The sequence below is a fragment of the Streptomyces sp. NPDC007808 genome (assembly GCF_042868655.1).
Taxonomy (GTDB): Bacteria; Actinomycetota; Actinomycetes; order Streptomycetales; family Streptomycetaceae; genus Streptomyces.
On record NZ_JBIAEQ010000006.1, the window covers coordinates 454,052 to 477,702 of the forward strand.

A 23,651-nucleotide genomic window follows, 5' to 3' on the forward strand; every position below is an offset into this window, starting at 1 on the left:
TGAGACGACGATGAGTCAGGCGCCGCAGGACCACGGGCAGAACGAGGCGAACGGAGTCGCCGGACCTGCCGTGCCGCAGACCCGCACCGCGCGTCACCGCAGGATCGTGGACATCCTCAACCGGCAGCCCGTGCGGTCGCAGAGCCAGCTCGCGAAGCTGCTCGCGGACGACGGGCTGAGCGTCACGCAGGCGACGCTCTCCCGGGACCTGGACGAGCTCAACGCCGTGAAGATCCGCAACACCGACGGTGATCTGATCTACGCGGTGCCGAGCGAGGGCGGGTTCCGTACGCCCCGTGCGCCGCTGGGGGAGTCGGCGAAGGAGGAGCGGATGCGGCGGTTGTCGCAGGAGCTGCTCATCTCCGCGGAGGCCTCCGCCAACCTCGTGGTCCTGCGGACCCCGCCGGGGGCCGCGCAGTTCCTGGCCTCGGCCATCGACCAGGCCGAGTTGCACGACATCCTGGGCACCATCGCCGGTGACGACACGCTGATGCTGATCAGCCGGAACCCCACGGGCGGTCAGGCCTTGGCCGATCATCTGCTGAGGCTGGCGCAGAACGGCCACTGAGCGGGCGGCCCCGGCCGTGCGTCGCGTGGGGTGCGTCGCGGTCGGTCGGCGGCCACCGAGCCGGCGGCCACCGAGCCGGCGGCCGCGAGACAAGTGGGGCGTGCGTCGCGGTCGGTCGGGGGGCCCGCCGAGGGGGCGGCCGGGAGACGAGCGGGGCGCGCGTCGCGGTCGGTCGGCGGTCACTGAGGGGGCGGCCGCGCGGGTCGCGAGTCAGGTGGGGTGTGTCATGGCCGGACGCGCCCACACGGCGACCGGCGCAGGGCAACACGGTGCCTCGCCCCTGAACGCGGGGCGGCCTCGGCCGATCGAGCCGCGCGCCCAGGCCACCCGATCACTGCACCCCGTCGCCCGTCGCCCGTCGAACACGAGCTGGGCGTTCATGTCCGGCGGGGACGAGAGCCGGTGCGTGAGTCGGGGCCCGGTCAGCCGAGCCGCGCCGCCAGGCCTCCCGTGCACCGCACCTCGTCGCCCGCCGTGACGAGCAGCGCCTCCACGCCCGGCAGGGACTCCAGCCAGCGCAGTCCCTGCCGTGACCCCATCGCGAACGCCGCTGTCGCCCAGCAGTCCGCCCAGGTCAGCTCGGGGGCCACCACCGTCACCGCCACCAGGTCCGTCACCGCCGAGCGCCCGGTGCGCGGGTCGACGATGTGGGCGCCCCGCTCCGCGGTACCGGACGTGGCCACGGCCAGTTCGTCCAGACCGGCGGCGGAGATCACCGCTGCCAGGCCCCCCGGGCGGAGCGGGTCGGCGACACCCACCCGCCACGGCCGCTGCGCACCCGGAACGCCCAGGAGCTGCACGTCACCGCCGCCGTTGACGCTCACGCCGGTCACCCCGGGGACGGCGGCGAGGAGCCGGGCCGCCCGTTCGACCGACCAGCCCTTGACGATGCCGGTCGGGTCGACGTGACCCGCGTAGGTCGTGCTGAACCAGCCCTCGCTGGTCCGCTCGGCCTCGGCACCCAGATCGAGCACCTCGGCGACCTCCGGATCGCACTCGTCCACGGTCAGCTCCCCGCGCGCCAGCCGCGATATCTGGCTGTCGTCGCGATAGGTGCTGAACACCTCGTCGACCCGGTGCAACCCGGCGACCGCCGCATCCAGCGCCGACCGCACGGCACCGGGATCCCCGCCGCGGACGTCGAAGGAGAAGACCGTCCCCATGGCCTCCTCCGCCCGACGTACCGCGGCGGGAGCTTCTGCCGGCCCGGCCACCGTGTCAGCCACCGGCCTGGTCCAGGGCCGACTGGAGGGATTCCTTGTAGCCGGCGCTGGTGTAGGTGGCCCCGGAGACCGCGTCGATGTCGGCGGTCCCGGCAGCCACGGCCGCCTGGTTGAGCTTCGGTACGGCGTTCGCGGTGATCCGGTCGCTCTGGCCGCCCTTGGGAGCCTGGACGGCCTCCGCCTTGGTGATCTTGCCGCCGCTGACGGTGATGCGTACCTGCACCGGGCCGTACTGGGTCTGGGAGACGCTGCCGGTGACGGTGCGCGCCTGGGCGGCGCCGGAGCCCTGCGAGCCCGAGCCCTGCGAGCCCGAACCCTGCGAGCCCGAGCCCTGCGAGGAGCCGGCGCTCGCGTTGGCCTTGTCGATGGCCGACTGGAGGGATTCCTTGTAGCCGGCGCTGGTGTAGGTGGCTCCGGAGACCGCATCGATGTCGGCGCTCTGCGCGGCCACGGCCGCCTGGTTGAGTTTCGGTACGGCGTTCGCGGTGATCCGGTCGCTCTGGCCGCCCTTGGGAGCCTGGACGGCCTCCGCCTTGGTGATCTTGCCGCCGCTGACGGTGATGCGTACCTGGACCGCACCGTACTGGGTCTGGGAGACGCTGCCGGTGACCGTGGCCGCCTGGGCGGCCCCCGAGCCCTGCGCGGAGCCGGCGCTCGCGTTGGCCTTGTCGATGGCCGACTGAAGGGACTTCTTGTACGCGGCGCTGGTGTAGGTGGCTCCGGAGACCGCGTCGATGTCGGCGCTCTGCGCTGCCACGGCCGCCTGGTTGAGTTTCGGTACGGCGTTCGCGGTGATCTGGTCGCTCTGGCCGCCCTTGGGAGCCTGGACGGCCTCCGCCTGGGTGATCTTGCCGTTGCTCACGGTCAGCCGTACCTGCACGGCCCCGTACTGGGTCTGCGCCGCGTCACCGGTGACCGTGCCGGTCCCGGCCGCCTGGGCGCCGCCCTGAGCCGAGGCCGCCGGTGGTACCCCGACGCCGGCCGCCTGCGCGGAACCGGGGTCCGACGCCGGTTTCAGCGACAGCAGCAGCACGATCCCGGAGACGGTGGCGGCGCCGGCCAGCACGACACGCCGGATGGGGTGACTCTTCCTCATCGGTCCTACAGCTCCTGAAGTCCGAAAGTCTGTTCTGTGAGATCCCGTCGCTCACATCTCGAACGACTCGTGATGGATGCGGCGGGCGGGCACACCCGCGCCGCGCAGTGCTTCGTACACGGACTGCGCGAAGCCGGGCGGCCCGCACATGAACACGTCGTGCTCGTCGATGTCCGGCAGCTTCTGCCGCAACCGCTCCGCCGAGATGTCGGGCCGTTCCCCGTCCGGGCTGTTGACCGCGTACATCAGCCGGGCGCCGCGCTCGTCGGCGATGGCCGCGAGCTCGTCCCACAGCGCCAGGTCCTGGGTGCTGTTGGCCCGGTAGAGCAGGGTGATGTCACCGGCCGCGCCGGGCAGTGTCTCGAACAGGGCCCGCATCGGCGTGATGCCGACGCCGCCCGCCACCAGCAGCACCTTGCCCCGGCTGCGGCGCTGGGCGGTCAGGGCACCGTACGGGCCCTCGGCCCACACCTTGGTGCCGGGTTCGAGGTCGCGCAGCCGTGAGGTGTGGTCACCGATGGCCTTGACCGTGATCCGCAGCATGTCCGGGCGGGGCGCCGCCGACAGCGAGTACGGGTGCGAGCTGAACCGCATGCCGGGCGCCTTGAACCGCCACCGGAAGAACTGCCCGGCCTCCGCTCCCATCCGGTGCAGTTTGCGCCCGCCGATCAGCACCGACACGATGCCCGGCGTCTCCTCGATCACCGCCTCGACGTACATCCGGTGCCGCAGGTTCAGCCGGATCGGGGTGAGGATCCGGTACCAGAACACCAGCGCGGTGACCACGCCGTACAGCCCGTACCAGAAGGTCTTCGCCGCGGGTTCGACGGCGAACTCGTTGCCGGTGGTGATCTGGTGCCAGAACGTCAGGTACACCGCCGCGTACGTCAGCAGGTGCACGTGGTACCAGGTGTCGTAGGGGATGCGGCGGCGGACGCCCCCGATCGAGATGAACGCGATGAAGAACAGCAGCCCGGTGCCGATGGCCGCCTTGCCCATGTCCGGCAGCGTGTTCACCGAGTCGATCGTCTGCTGGACGACGTCCCCGAGCGTCTTGCCGGCCTGCAGCGCGTACGCCCACATCGTGAGGAACACGTGCGCGATGACCAGGCAGACCGTGTAGCGGCCGCTCATCGCGTGCCAGCGCGCCACCCGGTCCGAGCCCACCCGCCGTTCGAGGGCGGGTACCCGGGCCATCTGGAGCACCACGAGTGCCATGAGGTATCCGGCGAGCAGACCGGTGATCCGCCCCGCGGCGAGGATCCTGGCGGTGTTGTCGGCCAGGGAAGGCGTGTTGTCCCACCAGAGCCACAACACCGCCGCCGCGCCCGCCCATAGGGCGACGACCAGCGGAACGGCCGGGGATCGGCGCGGTCGGATGCGGCGCATCGTCTGGCGGCGGGCGGCACGGCCGCCTGCGAGCGTGGTGGTCACGGTTCCTCCGGGGACGGGAGCAAGGGGCTATCGACGTGGTCCCTTGGCCCAGAGATACGTGCGGGGAGGCCCGTGTGTTCAGTGCCGCTCGTCCAGTGCCGGGCGTTCGCGGTCGGTTCGCCCGCCGCTGCGGTGACGAGTGCGCGCGGCAGCCCGTGCCGGACAGGGGTGCTCGGTCGCCCCGGTGCCGGTCGTGCGTCGCGGGAAGCCGGGCCCGCGCCCCCGGGCGGCTCGCCGGGCAGGAGCAGGGGCGCGGACGCGCGGGCGACCACGGCACCGGGGCGCGTGGCTCACACGCTGGACGGCGGCAGCGGCAGCGGCAGGCCTGGCAGGCCGTCCAGGCTGGTCGCGATGTGCTCCTTCTTGGCGAAGTACGCGCTGAGGGATTCGGTGTCCTCGCGCGCGAACCGCTTGGCATGCAGGTCGCGGTCCTCGTCGTACGTCATCAGGGGCACCGCGTACCCGCACGAGTCACGGACGAGTTCGGCCCGCACCACGATGATCGCGCGCAGGCCGTGCCGGGAGGGGTCGATGTCGGGGAAATGGGCGAGGAGTTCCTCGAACCGCGGATCGTCGCGGAGGACGGCCTCACCGCGGCCGTGCACACGGACGATGTTGGGCGGGCCCTGGAACGCGCACCACATGAGGGTGATCCGGCCGTTCTCCCGCAGATGCGCGACGGTCTCGGCGTTGGACCCGGCGAAGTCGAGGTAGGCCAGGGTGAGTTCGTCGAGGACGACGAGGGAACCCTTGAGGCCCTTGGGGGAGAGGTTGACCGTCCCCTCCTCGGAGAGCGGAGCGGTCGCCGTGAAGAAGAGGGGCTGCTCCTCGATGAACCTGCGGAGCCTGCCGTCTATGCGTTCGTAAGTTTTTCCCACGTCAACCGAGTATGGGCGGGGGTCCTTCGGCTGTCTAAGGAATTGCGTGTTCCGTTCGGCGACGCCATGGCCGCCCCGGCCGGCGTACCGACGGGGCGGCCATGGCCGACTGTCACGTCACTTGTTCAGCGTGCAGGTGGCGAACGCCTCCAGTCCCTCGGGCTTGGCGGCCGCTCGGCCGATCGCGGTCTCGATGCGGTTGAGCGCGGCGACGCGCTTGTCCTTCAGGGGGCCGAGGATGGCGTTCTGGACGAAGTTGGGCCCGCCCTGGCCGACCGTGTCGACGAGGCGCTTGTTGGCCTCGTTGATCTGCGTCTGGAGCTGGGCGAGGTTGCGGTCGACCTCGGCCCTGGCGGAGGCCGGGATCGCGGGCAGCCGGCCGGTGACGTCCGGGCAGCTGATGGTGCCGGCCGCGCCCGCGTTGGCGTTGTTGCCGGCGCCGGCATTGCCGGTGTTGCCGCCGCCCTGCTGCTGTGCGGGTGCCGCAGGCGTGGCCTTGGCGCCGCCGCCCGCGTTGGTGCCGGCGCGGTTGAGGGCGCACGGGGCCAGCGCGTCCAGCCCCTGCGGCTTGGCCGCCGTCCGCCCGATCGCGGTGGCGATGCGGTTGACCGTAGCCACCCGCTTGTCCTTCAGGGGGCCGAGGATGGCGTTCTGGACGAAGTTGGGCCCGCCCTGGCCGACCGTGTTGACCAGGCGCTGGTTGGCCTCCTGGATCTGGGTGTTCAGCAGCGCGAGGTTGCGGTCGACCTCGGCCCTGGCGGAGGCCGGGATCGCGGGCAGCTTCGACCTGACGTCCGGGCATGTGATCGTGCCCGGGCTCGCCAGTGTGCGGGCGCTGGTCCCGTTGCTCTTGGACGTCTCCCCCGCGAGGGCGAAGCCGGCGATCACCGTGCCGGACAGCGCCACCGCGGCAGCGCCGCCGATGAACGCGACGCGACGCTTGTTGTACTTCGGAAGAGCCCTGGACATGCGGATGCCTCACTCGGGTCAGGTTGGTCGTGGTCGTGAAACGCGGCGCCTGCGTTCGGCGAGAGGTACGGGAAAGCGGTTGCTCGCGTTCAAGGGGAGAGGAAAAACCTTCACGCCTGCCCTCTCCGGCCTCCTCGGTGGGCCGATGGCCCGGCCGGTTCACCACCCTCGATTGACGAATCATGCATTGCTCTGCATACTCATGCAGGACAGGGAATGCGGTGCTGAGGAGAATCCCGTGACCGAGCGCGTCGTACTCGCCTACTCGGGCGGTCTGGACACCTCCGTCGCCATCGGCTGGATCGCCGAGGAGACGGGCGCCGAGGTCATCGCCGTCGCGGTGGACGTCGGTCAGGGCGGCGAGGACCTCGACGTCATCCGCAAGCGCGCTCTCGCCTGCGGCGCGGTGGAGGCCGAAGTGGCCGACGCCAAGGACGAGTTCGCCGACGAGTACTGCCTCCCGGCGATCAAGGCCAACGCGCTCTACATGGACCGCTACCCGCTGGTCTCGGCGCTCTCCCGGCCGGCGATCGTCAAGCACCTCGTCGCCGCCGCGAAGAAGCACGGCGCCACGACCGTCGCCCACGGCTGCACCGGCAAGGGCAACGACCAGGTCCGCTTCGAGGCCGGCATCGTCGCCCTCGCCCCCGACCTCAGGTGCCTCGCCCCGGTCCGCGACTACGCGATGACCAGGGACAGGGCAATCGCTTTCAGCGAGGAGAAGCAGCTCCCGATCGCGACCACCAAGAAGTCCCCGTACTCCGTCGACCAGAACGTCTTCGGTCGCGCGGTCGAGACGGGCTTCCTGGAGGACATCTGGAACGGCCCGATCGAGGACATCTACGAGTACACCCAGAACCCGGCCGTCCAGCGGGCCCCCGACGAGGTGATCATCACCTTCGAGCAGGGCGCCCCCGTCGCCATCGACGGCAGGCCCGTCACCGTCCTCCAGGCGGTCCAGCAGCTCAACGAGCGCGCGGGCGCCCAGGGTGTCGGCCGGATCGACATGGTCGAGGACCGCCTCGTCGGCATCAAGTCCCGCGAGGTCTACGAGGCCCCCGGCGCGATCGCCCTGATCACCGCCCACCAGGAGCTGGAGAACGTCACCGTCGAGCGCGAACTCGCCCGCTACAAGCGCCAGGTCGAGCAGCGCTGGGGCGAACTCGTCTACGACGGCCAGTGGTTCTCCCCGCTCAAGCGGGCCCTCGACGGCTTCGTCGACGAGGCCAACCGGTACGTCTCCGGCGACATCCGCATGACCCTGCACGGCGGTCGCGCGGTCGTCACCGGCCGGCGCTCGGCGCAGTCGCTGTACGACTTCGAGCTCGCCACCTACGACACGGGCGACACCTTCGACCAGTCCGCGGCCAAGGGCTTCATCGACATCCACAGCCTGTCGTCGAAGCTCGCGGCACGGCGCGATCTCGCCGGCGGAACCTGACGCGGACCTCGGTCACGCGCGTCCAGGTCACAGGACCTGCGACGCACTAACCTGACGACCGCCTCCCCGTTCACGCCACGGGGAGGCGGTGCCACACCCGGACCTCCCAAGGAGCACAGCAAGTGAGCAGCAACAGCGGTGACGTACGGCTCTGGGGCGGCCGTTTCGCCGACGGTCCCGCCGAGGCCCTGGCGAAGCTGTCCGCGTCCGTCCACTTCGACTGGCGGCTGGCGCCGTACGACATCGCCGGTTCCCGTGCCCACGCACGCGTGCTGCACAAGGCGGGGCTGCTCACGCAGGACGAGCTGACCCGGATGATCGCCGGGCTGGACCAGCTCGAAGCGGACGTCGCCGACGGGTCCTTCGTGGGCACCATCGCCGACGAGGACGTGCACACCGCCCTGGAGCGCGGGCTGCTGGAGCGCCTCGGGCCCGACCTCGGCGGCAAGCTGCGCGCCGGACGCTCCCGCAACGACCAGGTCGCGACCCTCTTCCGGATGTACCTGCGCGACCACGCCCGGATCATCGGCGGCCTGATCGCCGATCTCCAGGACGCGCTGATCGGCCTCGCCGAGGCCCACCCGGACGTGGCGATGCCCGGCCGCACCCACCTCCAGCACGCCCAGCCGGTGCTGTTCGCCCACCATGTCCTGGCCCACGTGCAGTCGCTGTCCCGGGACGCCGAGCGGCTGCGCCAGTGGGACGAGCGCACGGCGGTCTCGCCGTACGGCTCGGGAGCCCTGGCGGGTTCCTCCCTCGGTCTGGACCCGGAGGCGGTGGCGAAGGACCTCGGCTTCGAGCACGGCTCCGCCGCCAACTCCATCGACGGCACGGCCTCGCGTGACTTCGTCGCCGAGTTCGCCTTCATCACCGCGATGATCGGTGTGAACCTCTCCCGGATCGCCGAGGAGGTCATCATCTGGAACACGAAGGAGTTCTCCTTCGTGACCCTGCACGACGCGTTCTCCACGGGCTCGTCGATCATGCCGCAGAAGAAGAACCCGGACATCGCGGAGCTGGCCCGCGGCAAGAGCGGCCGCCTGATCGGCAACCTGACCGGTCTGATGGCGACCTTGAAGGCGCTGCCCCTCGCCTACAACCGCGACCTCCAGGAGGACAAGGAGCCCGTCTTCGACTCCTGCGACCAGCTGGAGGTCCTCCTGCCCGCCTTCACCGGCATGATGGCGACCCTCACCGTCAACCGCGAGCGCATGGAGGAACTGGCCCCGGCCGGCTTCTCCCTCGCCACCGACATCGCCGAGTGGCTGGTCAAGCAGGGCGTGCCCTTCCGGGTCGCGCACGAGGTCGCCGGCGAGTGCGTCAAGGTCGCCGAGGCCGAGGGCAAGGAGCTGGACGGCCTGACCGACGAGCAGTTCGCCAAGATCTCCTCCCACCTCACCCCGGAGGTCCGCTCGGTCCTGAACGTCCCGGGCGCCTTGGCGTCCCGCAACGGCCGCGGTGGTACGGCGCCCAGCGCGGTCGCCGTGCAGCTGGCCGAGGTGAAGGCGGACGTGGCGGCGCAGTACGCGTGGGCGACGGCCGAGCGCGGCTAGCCTTCCGCGGTCGTCGGACCGCCATTCGGAAAGGGCCCGGACATCACGTCCGGGCCCTTCGTGCTGTCCGGGCGTGCCGGTAACAGTAAGGATTCGGCCATTGGCCGAATCCTTGACTTGCTCCTACTCGGAAGTAAGTATTCCGGTTCCCGGTCGACATTGCCGAACACCGGTCGATCATGGTCGAGCATGAAAGGGACATCATGCGCGCGAGACGAACAAGACGAACCGCCCGCCTCCTGGCCGCCGTCGCGACCGCCGCCCTGTGCGCCCTCGGCCTCACGGCCCCCGCGAGCGCCGCCGACACTCCGCCGCCCGGCGCCAACAACTGGTCCTGCAAGCCGGATTCCGCTCATCCGCAGCCCGTGGTCCTGGTGAACGGCACCTTCAAGACCTCGTACGAGAACTGGCTGACCCTCTCGCCCGCCCTCGCGGACGCCGGCTACTGCGTCTTCTCCTTCGGGTACGGCGGCCTGGAGACCGCCCCGATCCCGGACTCGGCGGCCGAACTGCGCGACTTCGTGAACGCCGTGCTCGGCGCGACCGGCGCCAAGAAGGTCGACGTCGTCGGCCACAGCCAGGGCGGCATGATGCCCCGCTACTACGTCAAGTTCCTGGGCGGCGCGACCAAGGTCGACGACCTCGTCGGCATCGTGCCCTCCAACCACGGCACCACCAACCCGCTCGCCCTCGTCGCCGGCGCCACCGTCTGCCCCTCCTGCGTCGACCAGACCGCCGGCTCGGACTTCCTCCAGAAGCTCAACGCCGACCCGGAGACCCCGGTCGGCCCCGACTACACGGCGATCGCCACGAAGTACGACGAGGTCGTGCTGCCGTACACCAGCTCCTTCCTCAGCGGCCCCGCCTCCTACGTCACCAACGTCCTGCTCCAGGACCGCTGCCCGCTCGACCTCACCGAGCACGACCAGGCGCCCAAGTCCACGCTGGTCCGGCAATGGGTGCTCAACGCCCTCGGGCGCAGTGGACCGGCCGACCCCGCCTTCGGGCCGCGCTGCGTCAGTATGGGCTGAACCGGACGCGTCCGCCGGAGCCGTGACGGACCGGCGTCGGTAGATTGGTGCGGGTTACCCGTCCGCCGACCGTGCACGGAGCCCGCCATGCCGTTCAGCCGTCTGGCCGCCGCGACCACGCCCACCGCGCATCTGGGACTCGGCCTGGCCGCCGTGGGACGCCCGGGGTACATCAATCTCGGCCGGGAGGACGACCTCCCGGCCGAGCGCACCGTCGATGCCCTGCGCTCCCGCACTCACGAACTCCTCGACGCCGCCTACGCCCAAGGCGTCCGCTACTTCGACGTCGCCCGCTCCTACGGCCGTTCGGAAGAGTTCCTCGCGGACTGGCTGAGCGCCCGCCCCGACATCGACGACATCGTCGTCGGCAGCAAGTGGGGCTACACCTACACCGCCGGCTGGACGACCGACGCCGAGAAGCACGAGGTCAAGGACCACAGCCTCGCCACGTACGAGCGTCAGCGCGCCGAGACCCACGCCCTGCTCGGCGACCGGCTGGACCTCTACCAGATCCACTCGGTCACGCCGGACAGCCCGGCCCTCACCGACAAGGACCTCCACGCCGGACTGGCCGAGGCCGCCTCCCAGGGCCTCACCATCGGCTTCTCCACCAGCGGCCCCGCCCAGGCCGACGTGATCCGGGCCGCCCTCGCCGTGACGGTCGACGGCGAACCCCTCTTCCGTACCGTCCAGTCGACGTACAACGCCCTGGAGACCTCGGCGGGCCCCGCCCTCGCCGAGGCGCACGAGGCGGGGCTCACGGTGATCGTCAAGGAGGGCATGGCCAACGGGCGGCTCGCGGCCCCGCACGCCCCGGACGCACTGCAGGCCGTGGCGCGGGAGACGTTCCTCGGATGCGATGCCGTGGCGCTGGCGCTGATCCTGCGCCGGCCCTGGGTCGGCGTGGTGCTTTCGGGCGCCGCGACGACCGTGCAGCTCACGTCCAACCTGCACGCGGCGGTCGTCGACCTCGACGACGACCAGCTGGAGCGGCTCGCCAAGCTGGTGGAGGAGCCGGGCGCGTACTGGGCGCGCCGCGGGCAGCTGCCCTGGCACTGAGTCACCCTCTTCGACCAGCGCGAACCGCGCGTCGATGAGTCACGCATGCCCAATGTGAGACATTGATGTCTCACATGCGCTATGATCGTCTCATGGCTGTCGACCGTGATCACGTACTGCGCAGCGCCGCGGCCCTGCTGACCCGCAAATCCACCGCGACCATGGACGAGGTCGCGAAGGCCGCCGGGATCAGCAGGGCCACCCTGCACCGCCACTTCGCCGGACGCGACGCCCTGGTACGGGCACTGGAGGCGCTCGGCATCGCCGAGTGCGAGGCCGCTCTGGACGCGGCCGACCTGGACACCGGCACGGCGACGGACGCCGTACGCCGTCTGGTGGGCGCGATCGAGCCGGCCGCCGGGCTGCTCGCCTTCCTCTACACCGAGAACCAGCTCTTCGAGGGCGAGGAGCAGGACGCGGGCTGGACCCGGATCGACGACCGCATCGCCGCCGTGTTCCGGCGCGGCCAGCTCAGCGGCGAGTTCCGTATCGACCTCACGCCGACCTGGCTCACCGAAGCGCTGTACGGGCTCATGGCCTCCGGCGCCTGGATGGTGCACAGCGGCAAGGGCGCACCCAAGGACTTCCAGCACATGATCGTCGAGCTGCTGCTCGGCGGCGCACTACGGAGAGAGGAACCATGACCAGCACCCTGCAGCCGGCAAGCGCGACCGAGGCGGTGAAGCGTCCCGGCCGCTGGCTCGCGCTGTCCGTCCTCGTGCTCGCCGTGCTGCTGGTGGCCGTCGACGCGACCGTCCTCGGTCTCGCGACCCCCTACATCAGCGAGGACCTCAACCCCTCCGGCACCCAGCTGCTGTGGATCGGCGACGTCTACTCCTTCGTCATCGCCGGTCTGCTGGTGTCGATGGGCAGCCTCGGCGACCGCATCGGCCGCAAGCGCATCCTGCTCGTCGGCGCCACGGCGTTCGGCGCGATATCCGTGCTCAACGCCTACGCGACGACCCCCGAACTGATGATCCTGGCGCGGGCGTTGCTCGGTGTCGCGGGCGCCACCCTGATGCCCGCCACCCTCGCCCTGATCCGCAACCTCTTCCACGACCCGCGCGAGCGCAGCCTCGCCGTCGGCATCTGGGGCGCCACCGCCTCCGCCGGCACGGCCGTCGGCCCCATCGTCGGCGGTTTCCTGCTCGAACACTTCTGGTGGGGCTCGGTCTTCCTGATCAACCTGCCCGTGATGGCGGTCCTCGTCCTGGTCGGCATCAAGCTGCTGCCCGAATCGCGGAACCCGGGTTCCGGTCCGTGGGACCTGGCCAGCGTCGTGCTGTCCCTCGTCGGCATGGTCGGCGTCGTGTACGCCGTCAAGGAGGCCGCCACGCACGGCGTCGCCTGGGCCACGCTCGGCGCGGGTCTGCTGGGCGCGGCCGCGCTGTACGGCTTCGTACGCCGCCAGCTGACCCTGCCGACCCCGCTGCTGGACATGCGGCTGTTCCGCCACCGCGGCCTCAGCGGCGCGGTACTGGCCGATCTGCTGACCGTCCTCGGCCTGTCCGGGCTGGTGTTCTTCCTCTCCCAGTTCCTGCAACTCGTGCAGGGCAGGGGCCCCTTCGAGGCGGGTCTCGCCGAACTGCCCGCCGCGATCGGCGCGGTGGTCGCCGGCCTGATCGCCGGCCGTGTCGCCCGTCGTTTCTCGGTACGGGCCGTCGTCTCCGGCGGCCTCGCGGCGATCGGCCTCGCCCTGGCCGTGCTCACCGTGATCGACCGCACCACGGGGTACCCCCTGCTCGGGGCCGCCCTGCTGGTGGTCGGCGTCGGCGCGGGCCTGTCCTTCACGGTGACGTCCGACGTGATCCTCTCGTCCGTCCCCAAGGAGCAGGCGGGCGCGGCGTCGGCCGTCTCGGAGACGGCATACGAACTGGGCGCGGCCCTGGGCATCGCGGTGCTGGGTTCGATCGTGACCGGTGTGTACCGGGACTTCGTCGGCCCCGCGGGCACTCCGGCCGCGGCGCACGAGTCGCTGGGCGGAGCCGTGGAGGCGGCGGCGGGCCTGCCCGCCCACACGTCCGAGGCGCTGCTGGACGCTGCCCGGCAGTCCTTCGTGGACGGCCTGTCCCTCGCGGCGGGCAGCGGCGCGGCGGTGCTGCTGGCCGCGGCGGTCGCGGCCTGGTTCATGCTCCGGGGTCAACGGCTGGACAGCGTCGGCTGACGGGCGCGGAGCCGTGACCGATCTGCGGTCACGGCGGTCAGGAACACACGAACGGCGGGCCGCCCGATGGGCGACCCGCCGTTCGAACCGGCCTTACGCGGCCTCTTTGGCCTTGCTCGCGTACATGTCCACGTACTCCTGCCCGGACAGCCGCATGACCTCCGCCATCACGGAGTCGGTCACGGCCCGCAGCACGTAACGGTCCCGGTCCATCCCCTCGTACCGCGAGAACTCCATCGCCTCACCGAAGCGAACCGTCACCTTGCGGGGCCGGGGAATCCCGGCCCCGCCCGGCTGGATCTTGTCCGTGCCGATCATGGCGAAGGGAACGACCGGCGCCCCGGTCATCAACGTCAGGCGCGCGATGCCGGTACGGCCCCGGTACAGCCGGCCGTCGGGAGACCGCGTGCCCTCGGGGTAGATGCCGAAGACCTTGCCCTCCTCCAGGATCCGGCGGCCCGTCATCAGCGCCGCCACGCCGCCCCGACCGCCGTCCCGGTCGACCGGGATCATGCCGACGCCGGTGAAGAACCAGGCCATCAGACGGCCCTTGAGGCCCTTGCCGGTGACGTACTCGTCCTTGCCGATGAAGAGCACCTGCCGGTCGCAGACCAGCGGCAGGATCATCGAGTCGATGAAGGTCAGGTGGTTGCCGGCCAGGATGACCGGGCCGTCGCCCGGGATGTGCTCCGCGCCCTCCACCTGTGGGCGGAACATCAGGCGCATGATCGGTCCGAGCACTGCCTTGATGAGCGCGAAGCGGGACAACGGGCCCTCCGGTGTCAAGGGGTTCTGTATGAGTCTGTGCAGGTGAGGACGATACTCGCGGACCCGGGGGTCCCGCACATCGGGTGCGTCGACTTCACCGAGGTCTTACGCACTGTTGACGCACGTTTACCTGCGGTGCCGCGCCGAGGACGGCGCGTAACGCTCCCGCCATGATGTGACGGACATCGCCCTGAAGCCCTGAAGCCCGTCGTCGGGTCACCCCTGCGTTCACACGACAGGCCCTGCCGAACGACTCCCCTCGATCGCCCGTCCGAATCCGACGGGACGTCATCACTTCGTTCCCGTACGACATCCAGCGTCACCGGCGAGTTTCGCCGCACGTCTCCCATCCGTCATGTACACGCACCTACGATCGGCCCGCACCGAACGAAAGACGGCCAGGGAGGGCCCCATGGGAACGCAGGACGATGAGCAGATGGGCGTGACCGGACGGCGGATGGTTCTCGGCGCGGCCGTGCTCGGCGCCGGCGGAGCGGTCCTCGGGCTGTCCGGCACGGCCCGCGCGGCCGAGAGCAGACACGGCGGCGGTGGCGGTCTGCGGAGCCTGCCCAAGCCCACGATCATCGGCCACCGCGGCGCCAGCGGGTACCGGCCCGAGCACACCCTCGCCGCCTACCAGCTGGCGCTCGACATGGGCGCCGACATCGTCGAGGCGGGCGACCTGGTGCCGACCAGGGACGGCCACCTCGTCTGCCGGCACGAGCCGGAGATCGGCGGCACCACCGACGTCGCGAACCATCCCGAGTTCGCCGACCGCAAGAAGACCAAGTCCCTGGACGGCGTCGCCACGACCGGCTGGTTCACCGAGGACTTCACGCTCGCCGAACTGAAGACCCTGCGCGCCACCGAGCGCATCCCGGCCAACCGGCCGCACAACACCCTCTACGACGGCCGCTGGGAGATCCCCACCTTCGAAGAGGTGCTGCGCTGGCAGGACGAGCAGACCCGTAAGCGCGGCAAGCAGGTCTGGATCTACCCTGAACTCAAGCACCCCACCTACTTCCGCAAGCTCGGCCTTCCCCTGGAGGAGCGGGTCGCCAAGGTGCTGCACAAGCACCGCAAGGACCGGCGGAACTCGCCGGTCGTCCTGCAGTCCTTCGAGCCGACCAGCATCCAGCGCCTGAACAAGCTGGTCGACAACCCGCTGGTGGTCCTGCTCTCCGGCCCGACCACCCGCCCCTGGGACTTCGTCGAGACGGGCGACCCGCGCACCGTCGCCGACCTGGTCGAGCCGGCCGGCCTCAGGGAGATCGCCTCCTACGCCCAGGGCATCGGCCCCACCCTGGACCTGATCATCCCGAAGGACGCGAGCGGCAACCTCACCACGCCCACCACCCTGGTGAACGACGCGCACAAGGTCGGCCTGCTCCTGCACCCCTGGACGCTGCGCAACGAGAACCCCTTCCTGCCCGCGAACTTCCGCAAGGGCACCGACGCCGACGCCTACGGTGACGTGTTCGGCGCCTACAAGGCGTACTTCGCCACCGGCATCGACGGTGTGTTCACCGACCAGCCGGACACGGGCCTGCTGGCCCGCCAGGACTTCGTCAACGACTGAGCACTCGGCCCCGGTCAGGGTGACGGCCGGCCGCCCGGGCAACCCCGTGCCCGGGCGGCCGCGTCGTGCCGGATATGAGGAACGACCTGGTCGCCACCCTGCTACCCCTGCTCACCGCCGAGGCCGGTGCCGAGGCCCGCGCCTGCGGAGCGGAACCGGGCGACCTGGAGCAGGCGGTCTGGCTCCGCCTCCTGGAACGCCTCGACGCGCACGGCCCGCCCCCGGACCCCCACCGGTGGCTGCGCAGGGCCGTGCGCTCCGAGGCACGCCGCAACCGCCGTACGAACCACCGGGAGCGGCCGTACGAGAACGAGCCCGCGGACGAAGGCGCCGCCGGCCCCGAACACCTCGCGCTGGCGGCCGCCCACCACCGGGCCCTGCGCGAGGCGGTGCGCCGCCTGCCGGGCCGCTGCCCCCGCCTGATGGAGGCCCTTCTCTCCCCGGACGACCTGACATACCGGGAAATCGCGGGGGAGTTGGGTATCTCACAGGGCAGTCTCGGCCCGGAACGTTCCAGATGCCTGGGATGTCTGCGGCGATTGCTTGCACCGGAGGTTGCGGCCCGCGGAGCGCGGGGATAGGAGTGAGGGACGACAGGCGATCAGGTGAGCGGGAGGCGTGCGCACATGGGCATGAGCGTGACCATCTCTGCGGCGGCCGAGCAGGACGCGGAGCAGATCTTCAGGCTGCAGTACCTGTGCTTCCAGAGCGAAGCGGCGCTGTACGGCAACTACCGCATCGACCCGCTGGTCCAGACTCTGGACTCGGTCCGGGCCGAGGTCGCCGCGGACTGCGTCTTCGTGGCACGGCTCGGCGACGAGGTGGTCGGCTCGGTCCGCGGCAGCGTCACCGAGGACGGCGCCGCAGCCATCGGCAAACTCTGCGTACACCCCCGTCTCCAGGGGCACGGCATCGGCGCCCGCCTCCTGCGCGCCGCGGAAGCGGCCCTGGCCGAGCAGCGCGGAGCCAGGACGTTCCGCCTCGAAGCGGGCCACCGCAGCGAGGGCAACCTCCGTCTGTACCGCAAGGTCGGCTACGAGGCGGTGGGCACGTCCAAGGGTGCCGACGGCGTCCCGATGATCGTCCTGGAGAAGCAGGCGGGCGCGTTCGCCGCTACCGCGTGACCGTGCGTGCCTTGCGGAGCCAGTACAGGGCCGACAGGGGCAGCAGTACCGGGATGAACAGGTACCCCATGCCGTAGTCGGACCAGACGGTCGCGTCGGGGAACGCCGAGGGCTCCACCAGGGTCCAGGTGCCGACGACCACGACGCCCGCGAGTTCGGCGGCGCAGCACACCAGCGCCGCCTTGCGGGCCGTCTCCCCGCCGCGGACCAGGGTGTACGTGATGAAGCCGTACACGAGCCCCGCCACCGCCGACAGCGTGTAGGCGAGCGGCGCCCGGTCGAACTCCGTCGCGATCTGGTACGCCGAGCGCGACACGGCCCCGACGACCATCACGCCGTACAGCCAGACCAGCAGCATCCCCGGCCCGCTGATCAGCCGCGTCCGCCTCTCCTGCGTCGCGGCCACATCAGCCTCCCCAGATGTCATGGAGCCGCACCTCCAGCACGGCCAACACCACACCGCCCGCGGCGACCGTCACCGAACCCCACTTGCTCCGCTCGGCCAGTGACATGAACCCGGCGGCGGGGACGCACGCGAACGCGCCCAGCAGATACGCCACGAAGATCGTCGTGCCCTGCTCCGGCTTCTCGCCCTGCGCCAGCAGCACGATCCCGGCCACCAACTGCACCAGGGCCAGCACCGTCACCACGGCCATCCCGATGAAGTGCCAGTCCTTCGTCGGCTGGTCACGGTAGGCCGCCCACCCGCACCAGGCGGCGAGCAGCAGCGCGGCGACACCGGTCACCAGCGTCAGGGCATCAAGCATGTGGCGAGCCTATTACGGGCCAAAAGACCTGATGCGGCCACCCCCGTCGGCACCCCCGTCGGTCAGCCGGCCTCCCCGCCGGGCGGACCGCGGTCGGCCCGTAGGGTCTAGACCATGACGATCCATGCGCACGCTCTCCTGTTCGACAACGACGGCACCCTCGTCTCCTCCCTGGCCTCCGTGGACCGCTGCTGGGCGCGATGGGCCGAGGAGCACGGCGTCACACGGGAGTTCGCTCGGGTCGAGCTGCACGGGCGTCCGGCCGTCGAGATAGTCGCCGACCTGCTCCCCGCCGATGTCGTGCCGGAGGCGCTCGCCCGGATCGAGGCGCTGGAGGTGGAGGACGTGCCGAACGGCGGCGTCCACCTGCTTCCCGGCACGAAGGCCCTCCTCGGCGCACTGCCCGCCGACCGCTGGGCCGTCGTCACCTCCGCCACCCGGCGGCTCGCCGAGGCCCGGCTCGACGCCGTCGGGATCCTCCCCAAGACGATGATCACCGCCGACGACATCACCCGCGGCAAGCCCGACCCCGAGCCCTATCTCCTCGCCGCCCGCGAACTCGGCGTCGACCCGGCCCGTTGCGTCGTCTTCGAGGACGCCCCCGCCGGTCTCGCGGCCGGTCGCGCCGCCGGCATGACCACCGTGGCGTTGACCACAACCCACCAGGCCCACGAGCTCGACGCCGATCTGGTGGTGCAGGATCTGTCGGCCCTGTCCGTCCTGGTCACGGACGCGGGCGTGGAGATCTCCGTCCGCGGCTGACAGCTGTCCGCCGCTGTCCGGCATGCGGACAGCGGCGGCCGGTAAGGACCGTACGTCTGGTTTACTGATCGCATGACCACGACGAGCTGCCGCACCTTTGCGACCGAGGCGACCATGACGCCCGGTGCTCGTTGTATGTGTCGAATGTGCGCCTTCTAGAGGGCCCCCGCACCACCCTGAGCCTCGCGCCCCGAAGCGAGAGCCCGCTCATGTCCACGCGTACGCCCGGCGTACGGGACTGAGACCCGCCCCGCGCACACATTCTCCTCCCCGGTCCCACCGTGCCCGCGAGAACTGTGCTGCGTCCTGGCCGCCTTCGACCATGAACGCCACGTGCCCGGCGCCCACGATGTGCCGCGCACTCGACAGTGACGGAAAACCCAGTGATCACCACAACGGGCCTGACCAAGGTCTACCGCTCACGCGGCCGCGAGGTCACCGCCCTCGACGGCGTCGACCTCCATGTCCGCGAGGGCGAGGTGTACGGCGTCATCGGCCAGTCCGGCGCCGGCAAGTCCTCCCTCATCCGCTGCGTCAACCTCCTGGAACGCCCCACCGCCGGCACGGTGACCGTCGCCGGACAGGACCTCACCGCCCTGGCCGGCCGCGGCCCCCGGGCCGGCCGCGAACTGCGGCAGGCGCGCAGCCGCATCGGCATGGTCTTCCAGCACTTCAACCTGCTGTCCTCCCGCACGGTCCAGGACAACGTCGAACTTCCGCTGGAGATCCTCGGCAGGTCCGGCAAGGAGCGCTCGCGCAAGGCGCTCGAACTGCTCGACCTGGTAGGGCTCGCCGACAAGGCCAAGGCCTACCCCGCCCAGCTCTCCGGCGGCCAGAAGCAGCGCGTCGGCATCGCCCGCGCGCTGGCCGGCGACCCCAAGGTGCTGCTCTCCGACGAGGCCACCAGCGCCCTCGACCCGGAGACCACCCGCTCCATCCTGCAGCTGCTGCGCGACCTCAACCGGCAGCTGGGCCTGACCGTCCTGCTCATCACCCACGAGATGGACGTGGTGAAGTCGATCTGCGACTCCGCCGCGCTCATGGAGCAGGGCCGCATCGTCGAGTCCGGCACGGTCAGCGAGCTGCTCGCGACGCCCGGCTCCGAACTGACCTCCGCTCTCTTCCCGGTGGGCGGCGAGGCCTCCGGCGACGACCGCACCGTCGTCGACGTCACCTTCCAGGGGGAGGCCGCCACCCAGCCGGTCATCTCGAAGCTCTCGCGGACCTACAACATCGACATCTCGATCCTCGGCGCCGCCATCGACACCGTCGGCGGCCTGCAGGTCGGCCGGATGCGCATCGAACTGCCCGGCCGCTACGAGGACAACGTCGTGCCGATCGGCTTCCTGCGCGAACAGGGCCTGCAGATCGACGTCCTGGGCGCTTCGGAGCGGGAGCCCGTGCTGGTGAAGGAAGGTGCCAAGTGACCTGGTCGGAGATGCGGCCCCTGCTGGAGCAGGCGTGTTGGGACACCCTCTACATGGTCGGCTGGTCCACGCTCATCGCCGTCGTCGGCGGCCTTCCGCTCGGCGTGCTCCTCGTCCTCACCGACCGGGGCGGCCTGCTGCAGAACGTCGTCGCCAACAAGGTCATCGGGCAGATCGTGAACGTGGCCCGCTCGATGCCGTTCATCATCCTCATGGTGGCCCTGATGAGCTTCACACGCTGGGTCACCGGGACGACCATCGGCCGCGAGGCCGCCATCGTGCCGCTCGCGATCGGCGCGATCCCGTTCTTCGCGCGCCTGGTCGAGACGGCTGTCCGGGAAGTGGACGGCGGGCTCGTCGAGGCCGTGCAGTCGATGGGCGGCAACACCTGGACCGTCGTCCGCAAGGTCCTCGTACCCGAGTCCCTGCCCTCGCTGATCGCCGGCACCACCACCACGATCGTCGCCCTCATCGGCTACTCGGCCATGGCCGGCACGGTCGGCGCCGGCGGGCTCGGGGACATCGCCATCCGCTACGGCTACCAGCGCTTCGAGACCGAGCTGATGTGGCTCACCGTCGCGATCCTCGCCGTCGTGATCTCCCTCATCCAGTTCGCCGGCGACTACGCGGCCCGCTCCCTGCACCGCCGCGGCGGCCAGTCGGGCCCGGCGCCCAAGCTGCGCCTGCTGAAGGCCGCCACCGCCACCAGCAAGACCGTCTGAGAAGACCGTCCGAGCCCTCGGCCGGACACCCAGAACTCCCCGCACACCCATGTCGGGGTCGCACCACCCATAGGAAAGGCACTTTTCGTGCGTAACACCGCCAAGATCACCACCGCCGCCCTCGCCGTCGGAGCCCTCACCCTCGGGCTCACCGCGTGCGGCTCGGACTCCGGTTCCGACGCGAACGCCCCGCTGAAGGTCGCCGCCACGCCCACCCCGCAGGGCGAGATCCTCACCTACGTCAAGGACAAGCTCGCGAAGAAGGCCGGCCTCGACCTGGAGGTCAAGGAGTTCACCGACTACGTGACGCCCAACACGGCCGTCCAGCAGGGCGAGGTCGACGCCAACTACTTCCAGCACCAGCCGTATCTGGACGACTTCAACAAGAAGAACGGCACCGACATCGTCGCCGTGCCGAACGCCACGGTGCACCTGGAACCGCTCGGCGTGTACTCCCAGGGCGTCAAGAAGCTCACGGATCTTGAGAAGGGCGCGACGATCGCCCTGCCGAACGACACCACCAACGAGGCCCGCGCGCTCAAGCTGCTGGAAGCCAACGGATTGATCGAGCTCAAGGCGGGCGCGGGCTACGACGCGACCCCCAAGGACGTCGCCGCCAACCCGAAGAACCTCCGGTTCAAGGAGCTGGAGGCGGCCCAGCTGCCGCGCTCCCTCGGCGACGTCGACGCCGCCGTCATCAACGGCAACTACGCGCTGGAGGCCGACCTCAGCCCGGCGAAGGACGCCATCGCCGCCGAGTCGCCCGAGGACAACCCGTACGGCAACTTCCTCGCCGTGAAGAAGGGCGACGAGAGCGACCCGCGCGTCGAGAAGCTCGCGAAGCTGCTGACCTCGCCCGAGGTGAAGAAGTTCATCGAGGAGAAGTACGACGGGGCTGTCGTCGCGGCGTTCTGAGAGGCCAACTTCCGTCTGACGGTGCGTTTACCGCGTATCGCCACGCACGGGGTCCACTCCTTCACCTGGTGTGGACCCCGTGGTGCAGTTCGGTGCTTTCATGCTGCATGCTGGGCAGTTCAGCAGGTCTTGAAGGATTTTCCGAAGGTTACGGAGCGGCGCATGACTAGCACCTTCCCCAACATCTCCATCAGCACGGAGCGGTTGGTGCTGCGCCCCCTCGACGAGGACGATGTGCCCGCCCTGGCCGAGATGATGAACGACGAGCAGGTCGGCGCGTGGACGGACGTGCCCCAGCCGTTCACCGAGGACGGCGCCCGCACCTGGATCACCGAGTACGCCCCCGCCGAACGGGAGGCCGGCCGCGGGCTCGACCTCGCCGTCACCGAGTTCCTCACCCAGCGGCTGGTCGGCGTCGTCCAGCTGACCAAGACCAACTGGCAGGTGCGTGCCACCGAGCTGTCGTACATCATCGCCCCGTGGGCGCGCGGCGAGGGCTACGCCTGCGAGGCGGCTCTCGCGACCGCCCAGTGGCTGTTCACCGACCAGAAGTTCGAGCGCATCGAGCTGCGCACGGCCGCCGACAACACCGCCTCCCAGCAGGTCGCGCAGAAGATCGGCTGTATCAGCGAAGGCGTCCTGCGCAACGCATGCATAGCGCGCGTCCGCGCCGAGGACGGCACCTGGACCGACGTACGCACCGACTTCATCGTGTGGAGCCTCCTGCCGGAGGACCTCGACGGCGCCGGCGAGCAGCTGGCCGACACCGGCGGTTTCACCTCGTTCGGCGAGTGGAACTGACGGGAAACGAGCCCTCGGGCACCGAATGCCCGGCCCGTACGACCGGGTACCCTCACCAAGCCTGCCCCGCGGGCTGCCCACGACGACCTGCGCGAAACCTGGAGACTGACGACGATGGCCGACCGCGTCACGGTGATCGGCTGGGACGGCTCGCCGCTGACCGCCGCGGCCCGCTCCGCCCTGGGCGCCGCCACGCTGGTTGCCGGCGCCGCCCACCACCTGGCGCTTCCCGAGGTGCCGCCCGCCGCCGAGCGCATCCGGCTGGGCAGCGTCGCCCTCGCCGCCCGCCGGATCGCCGCGCACCGCGGCACGGCCGTGGTGCTCGCCGACGGCGACCCGGGGTTCTTCGGAGTGGTACGGACGCTGCGCGCACCCGAGTTCGGGCTGGAGGTCGAGGTCGTCCCCGCGGTCTCCTCGGTCGCCGCCGCCTTCGCCCGTGCCGGCATGCCCTGGGACGACGCACAGGTGGTCGTCGCACACCGACGCACCCTGCGACGCGCGGTCAATGTGTGCCGCGCTCACACCAAGGTCGCCGTACTCACCTCACCCGGCGCCGGCCCGGCCGAACTCGGACTGCTGCTTGAGGGCGTCCACCGCACCTTCGTCATCTGCGAGGCGCTCGGCAGCAATCGGGAGCAGGTCAGCGTCGTCACCTCCGACAAGGCCGCCGACCACACCTGGCGCGATCCGAACGTCGTCATCGTCATCGGCGGCACGGCCGCCGCGGGGGAGTCAGGGGACTGGATCGCCGGACGCGACCCGGCCGCCGGACCGCGCGGCTGGACGCTGCCCGCCGAGTCCTACGGCGGCCTCATGGGCGAGGGCGAGCTGGAACGGCTGCGGGCGGCCCAACTCGCCCGGCTCGGCCCGCGGCTCGGCGACCTCGTGTGGGACATCGGCTGCGGCAGCGGCGCCTTCGCCACCGAGGCCGCCCGGGCCGGCGCCGCCGTCATCGCCGTCGACCGCGACCCCCGGGCCTGCTCCCGCACCGAGGCCAACGCGCGCGCCTTCGGCGTCCAGCTCCAGATCGTCCACGGCACCGCCCCGCACGTCCTGGAGAACCTCCCGGAACCGGACGTCGTCCGCGTCGGCGGCGGGGGACCGGACGTCGTCTCCGCCGTCGCGGACCGACGCCCGCAGCGCATCGTCACGCACGCCGCGACCCGTGACGCCGCCGAACTCGTCGGCCGGGACCTCGCCCAGCACGGCTACGAGGTCGAGTGCGCCCTCCTGCAGTCCGTGGAACTCGACACGCGGGCCTGGACGGAGCGGGAGCGCAGTGTCGCGTTCCTGCTCAGCGGCGTGCTGCCGGACCGTACGGCGTGAGCGCACCGCCGTCCCCGTGATCGGGTTGTCCTACCGCGCGCGGT

At 71.0% G+C, this 23,651-nt stretch carries 24 protein-coding genes; 16 read left to right on the forward strand and 8 right to left on the reverse strand.

Translation table 11 applies throughout. The features are described 5' to 3' along the window. The first annotated feature begins 10 nt into the window (after positions 1-10). The gene (locus ACFYNL_RS24400; RefSeq protein WP_388806945.1) at positions 11-568 is read left to right on the forward strand and encodes an arginine repressor; all 558 of its coding nucleotides are present in this window, start codon (positions 11-13) and stop codon (positions 566-568) included. Positions 569-990: 422 nt separating this feature from the next. Here ACFYNL_RS24400 and ACFYNL_RS24405 read toward each other — a convergent pair whose 3' ends face one another. From ACFYNL_RS24405 to ACFYNL_RS24425, 5 genes are all read right to left on the reverse strand, one after another. Beyond that, on the reverse strand, positions 991-1,731 hold the full coding sequence (locus ACFYNL_RS24405; protein WP_388806947.1) for an FAD:protein FMN transferase: 741 nt from the start codon (positions 1,729-1,731) through the stop codon (positions 991-993). A 55-nt stretch (positions 1,732-1,786) separates the two neighbouring features. Beyond that, positions 1,787-2,887, reverse strand: a complete 1,101-nt coding sequence (locus ACFYNL_RS24410) for an FMN-binding protein (protein WP_388806949.1) — start codon at positions 2,885-2,887, stop codon at positions 1,787-1,789. A 51-nt stretch (positions 2,888-2,938) separates the two neighbouring features. After that, entirely contained in the window at positions 2,939-4,321 is a 1,383-nt protein-coding gene (locus tag ACFYNL_RS24415) for a ferric reductase-like transmembrane domain-containing protein (protein WP_388806951.1), read from the reverse strand. 290 nt (positions 4,322-4,611) lie between these two features. Beyond that, positions 4,612-5,199 carry a pyridoxamine 5'-phosphate oxidase family protein gene (locus ACFYNL_RS24420; protein WP_388806953.1) on the reverse strand — a complete coding sequence of 196 codons (588 nt, stop codon included), beginning with the start codon at positions 5,197-5,199 and terminating at the stop codon, positions 4,612-4,614. A 117-nt stretch (positions 5,200-5,316) separates the two neighbouring features. After that, complete coding sequence (locus tag ACFYNL_RS24425) at positions 5,317-6,168, reverse strand: hypothetical protein (RefSeq protein ID WP_388806955.1); 852 nt, start codon at positions 6,166-6,168, stop codon at positions 5,317-5,319. Positions 6,169-6,406: 238 nt separating this feature from the next. Between ACFYNL_RS24425 and ACFYNL_RS24430 the strand changes: the two genes are divergently transcribed. The 6 genes from ACFYNL_RS24430 (at position 6,407) to ACFYNL_RS24455 (ending at position 13,416) form a co-directional block, all read left to right on the forward strand. Continuing rightward, complete coding sequence (locus ACFYNL_RS24430; protein WP_388806957.1) at positions 6,407-7,609, forward strand: argininosuccinate synthase; 1,203 nt, start codon at positions 6,407-6,409, stop codon at positions 7,607-7,609. 122 nt (positions 7,610-7,731) lie between these two features. Continuing rightward, the gene (argH, locus tag ACFYNL_RS24435; RefSeq protein WP_388806959.1) at positions 7,732-9,162 is read left to right on the forward strand and encodes an argininosuccinate lyase; all 1,431 of its coding nucleotides are present in this window, start codon (positions 7,732-7,734) and stop codon (positions 9,160-9,162) included. A gap of 203 nt (positions 9,163-9,365) precedes the next feature. Then, a complete protein-coding gene (locus ACFYNL_RS24440) occupies positions 9,366-10,193 on the forward strand; it encodes an alpha/beta fold hydrolase (protein ID WP_388806961.1) in 828 nt (275 codons plus the stop codon). A gap of 87 nt (positions 10,194-10,280) precedes the next feature. After that, the gene (locus ACFYNL_RS24445; protein WP_388806963.1) at positions 10,281-11,252 is read left to right on the forward strand and encodes an aldo/keto reductase; all 972 of its coding nucleotides are present in this window, start codon (positions 10,281-10,283) and stop codon (positions 11,250-11,252) included. A gap of 92 nt (positions 11,253-11,344) precedes the next feature. Continuing rightward, positions 11,345-11,896, forward strand: a complete 552-nt coding sequence (locus ACFYNL_RS24450; RefSeq protein WP_388806965.1) for a TetR/AcrR family transcriptional regulator — start codon at positions 11,345-11,347, stop codon at positions 11,894-11,896. After that, on the forward strand, positions 11,893-13,416 hold the full coding sequence (locus tag ACFYNL_RS24455; protein ID WP_388806967.1) for an MFS transporter: 1,524 nt from the start codon (positions 11,893-11,895) through the stop codon (positions 13,414-13,416). Before ACFYNL_RS24450 ends, ACFYNL_RS24455 begins: the two co-directional genes overlap by 4 nt. A gap of 93 nt (positions 13,417-13,509) precedes the next feature. Here the strand turns inward: ACFYNL_RS24455 and ACFYNL_RS24460 are convergent, their stop codons facing one another. After that, entirely contained in the window at positions 13,510-14,184 is a 675-nt protein-coding gene (locus ACFYNL_RS24460) for a lysophospholipid acyltransferase family protein (RefSeq protein WP_388806969.1), read from the reverse strand. Positions 14,185-14,596: 412 nt separating this feature from the next. Here ACFYNL_RS24460 and ACFYNL_RS24465 point away from each other — a divergent pair, with 412 nt between their 5' ends. The 3 genes from ACFYNL_RS24465 to ACFYNL_RS24475 all read left to right on the forward strand — a co-directional run bounded on the left by ACFYNL_RS24465 (position 14,597) and on the right by ACFYNL_RS24475 (position 16,887). Next, the gene (locus tag ACFYNL_RS24465) at positions 14,597-15,763 is read left to right on the forward strand and encodes a glycerophosphodiester phosphodiesterase (RefSeq protein ID WP_388806971.1); all 1,167 of its coding nucleotides are present in this window, start codon (positions 14,597-14,599) and stop codon (positions 15,761-15,763) included. A gap of 74 nt (positions 15,764-15,837) precedes the next feature. Beyond that, positions 15,838-16,344: an RNA polymerase sigma factor gene (locus ACFYNL_RS24470; RefSeq protein ID WP_388806972.1), complete on the forward strand. Its 507-nt coding sequence runs from the start codon at positions 15,838-15,840 to the stop codon at positions 16,342-16,344. Positions 16,345-16,389: 45 nt separating this feature from the next. Further along, positions 16,390-16,887 carry a GNAT family N-acetyltransferase gene (locus ACFYNL_RS24475; RefSeq protein ID WP_388806974.1) on the forward strand — a complete coding sequence of 166 codons (498 nt, stop codon included), beginning with the start codon at positions 16,390-16,392 and terminating at the stop codon, positions 16,885-16,887. On the opposite strand, the gene ACFYNL_RS24480 is transcribed toward ACFYNL_RS24475, so the two are convergent. Further along, positions 16,877-17,314 carry a hypothetical protein gene (locus tag ACFYNL_RS24480; protein WP_388806976.1) on the reverse strand — a complete coding sequence of 146 codons (438 nt, stop codon included), beginning with the start codon at positions 17,312-17,314 and terminating at the stop codon, positions 16,877-16,879. The two genes, ACFYNL_RS24475 and ACFYNL_RS24480, sit on opposite strands and share 11 nt — an antisense overlap. Further along, positions 17,295-17,654, reverse strand: coding sequence for a hypothetical protein (locus ACFYNL_RS24485; protein ID WP_388806978.1), 360 nt, complete (start codon positions 17,652-17,654; stop codon positions 17,295-17,297). Before ACFYNL_RS24485 ends, ACFYNL_RS24480 begins: the two co-directional genes overlap by 20 nt. A gap of 114 nt (positions 17,655-17,768) precedes the next feature. Here ACFYNL_RS24485 and ACFYNL_RS24490 point away from each other — a divergent pair, with 114 nt between their 5' ends. From ACFYNL_RS24490 to cbiE, 6 genes are all read left to right on the forward strand, one after another. After that, positions 17,769-18,416 carry an HAD-IA family hydrolase gene (locus ACFYNL_RS24490; RefSeq protein ID WP_388806980.1) on the forward strand — a complete coding sequence of 216 codons (648 nt, stop codon included), beginning with the start codon at positions 17,769-17,771 and terminating at the stop codon, positions 18,414-18,416. Between the two features lie 383 nt (positions 18,417-18,799). Then, positions 18,800-19,843, forward strand: a complete 1,044-nt coding sequence (locus tag ACFYNL_RS24495) for a methionine ABC transporter ATP-binding protein (RefSeq protein ID WP_388806983.1) — start codon at positions 18,800-18,802, stop codon at positions 19,841-19,843. Next, complete coding sequence (locus ACFYNL_RS24500; protein WP_388806985.1) at positions 19,840-20,565, forward strand: methionine ABC transporter permease; 726 nt, start codon at positions 19,840-19,842, stop codon at positions 20,563-20,565. The genes ACFYNL_RS24495 and ACFYNL_RS24500 overlap by 4 nt, the downstream gene beginning before the upstream one ends. Positions 20,566-20,652: 87 nt before the next feature. Beyond that, the gene (locus tag ACFYNL_RS24505) at positions 20,653-21,480 is read left to right on the forward strand and encodes a MetQ/NlpA family ABC transporter substrate-binding protein (RefSeq protein ID WP_388806987.1); all 828 of its coding nucleotides are present in this window, start codon (positions 20,653-20,655) and stop codon (positions 21,478-21,480) included. A 162-nt stretch (positions 21,481-21,642) separates the two neighbouring features. Beyond that, positions 21,643-22,281: a GNAT family N-acetyltransferase gene (locus tag ACFYNL_RS24510; protein ID WP_388806989.1), complete on the forward strand. Its 639-nt coding sequence runs from the start codon at positions 21,643-21,645 to the stop codon at positions 22,279-22,281. A 114-nt stretch (positions 22,282-22,395) separates the two neighbouring features. Further along, the gene (gene cbiE, locus ACFYNL_RS24515; protein WP_388806991.1) at positions 22,396-23,607 is read left to right on the forward strand and encodes a precorrin-6y C5,15-methyltransferase (decarboxylating) subunit CbiE; all 1,212 of its coding nucleotides are present in this window, start codon (positions 22,396-22,398) and stop codon (positions 23,605-23,607) included. Positions 23,608-23,651 lie beyond the last annotated feature (44 nt).

Bases quoted from the DNA above. Each gene is read 5' to 3' on its own strand.
- ACFYNL_RS24400 (WP_388806945.1), top strand. From the start codon at position 11: ATGAGTCAGGCGCCGCAGGACCACGGGCAGAACGAGGCGAACGGAGTC.
- ACFYNL_RS24405 (WP_388806947.1), bottom strand. From the start codon at position 1,731: ATGGGGACGGTCTTCTCCTTCGACGTCCGCGGCGGGGATCCCGGTGCC.
- ACFYNL_RS24410 (WP_388806949.1), bottom strand. From the start codon at position 2,887: ATGAGGAAGAGTCACCCCATCCGGCGTGTCGTGCTGGCCGGCGCCGCC.
- ACFYNL_RS24425 (WP_388806955.1), bottom strand. From the start codon at position 6,168: ATGTCCAGGGCTCTTCCGAAGTACAACAAGCGTCGCGTCGCGTTCATC.
- ACFYNL_RS24440 (WP_388806961.1), top strand. From the start codon at position 9,366: ATGCGCGCGAGACGAACAAGACGAACCGCCCGCCTCCTGGCCGCCGTC.
- ACFYNL_RS24445 (WP_388806963.1), top strand. From the start codon at position 10,281: ATGCCGTTCAGCCGTCTGGCCGCCGCGACCACGCCCACCGCGCATCTG.
- ACFYNL_RS24450 (WP_388806965.1), top strand. From the start codon at position 11,345: ATGGCTGTCGACCGTGATCACGTACTGCGCAGCGCCGCGGCCCTGCTG.
- ACFYNL_RS24455 (WP_388806967.1), top strand. From the start codon at position 11,893: ATGACCAGCACCCTGCAGCCGGCAAGCGCGACCGAGGCGGTGAAGCGT.
- ACFYNL_RS24465 (WP_388806971.1), top strand. From the start codon at position 14,597: ATGGGAACGCAGGACGATGAGCAGATGGGCGTGACCGGACGGCGGATG.
- ACFYNL_RS24470 (WP_388806972.1), top strand. From the start codon at position 15,838: ATGAGGAACGACCTGGTCGCCACCCTGCTACCCCTGCTCACCGCCGAG.
- ACFYNL_RS24475 (WP_388806974.1), top strand. From the start codon at position 16,390: ATGGGCATGAGCGTGACCATCTCTGCGGCGGCCGAGCAGGACGCGGAG.
- ACFYNL_RS24480 (WP_388806976.1), bottom strand. From the start codon at position 17,314: ATGACATCTGGGGAGGCTGATGTGGCCGCGACGCAGGAGAGGCGGACG.
- ACFYNL_RS24485 (WP_388806978.1), bottom strand. From the start codon at position 17,654: ATGCTTGATGCCCTGACGCTGGTGACCGGTGTCGCCGCGCTGCTGCTC.
- ACFYNL_RS24490 (WP_388806980.1), top strand. From the start codon at position 17,769: ATGACGATCCATGCGCACGCTCTCCTGTTCGACAACGACGGCACCCTC.
- ACFYNL_RS24510 (WP_388806989.1), top strand. From the start codon at position 21,643: ATGACTAGCACCTTCCCCAACATCTCCATCAGCACGGAGCGGTTGGTG.
- cbiE (WP_388806991.1), top strand. From the start codon at position 22,396: ATGGCCGACCGCGTCACGGTGATCGGCTGGGACGGCTCGCCGCTGACC.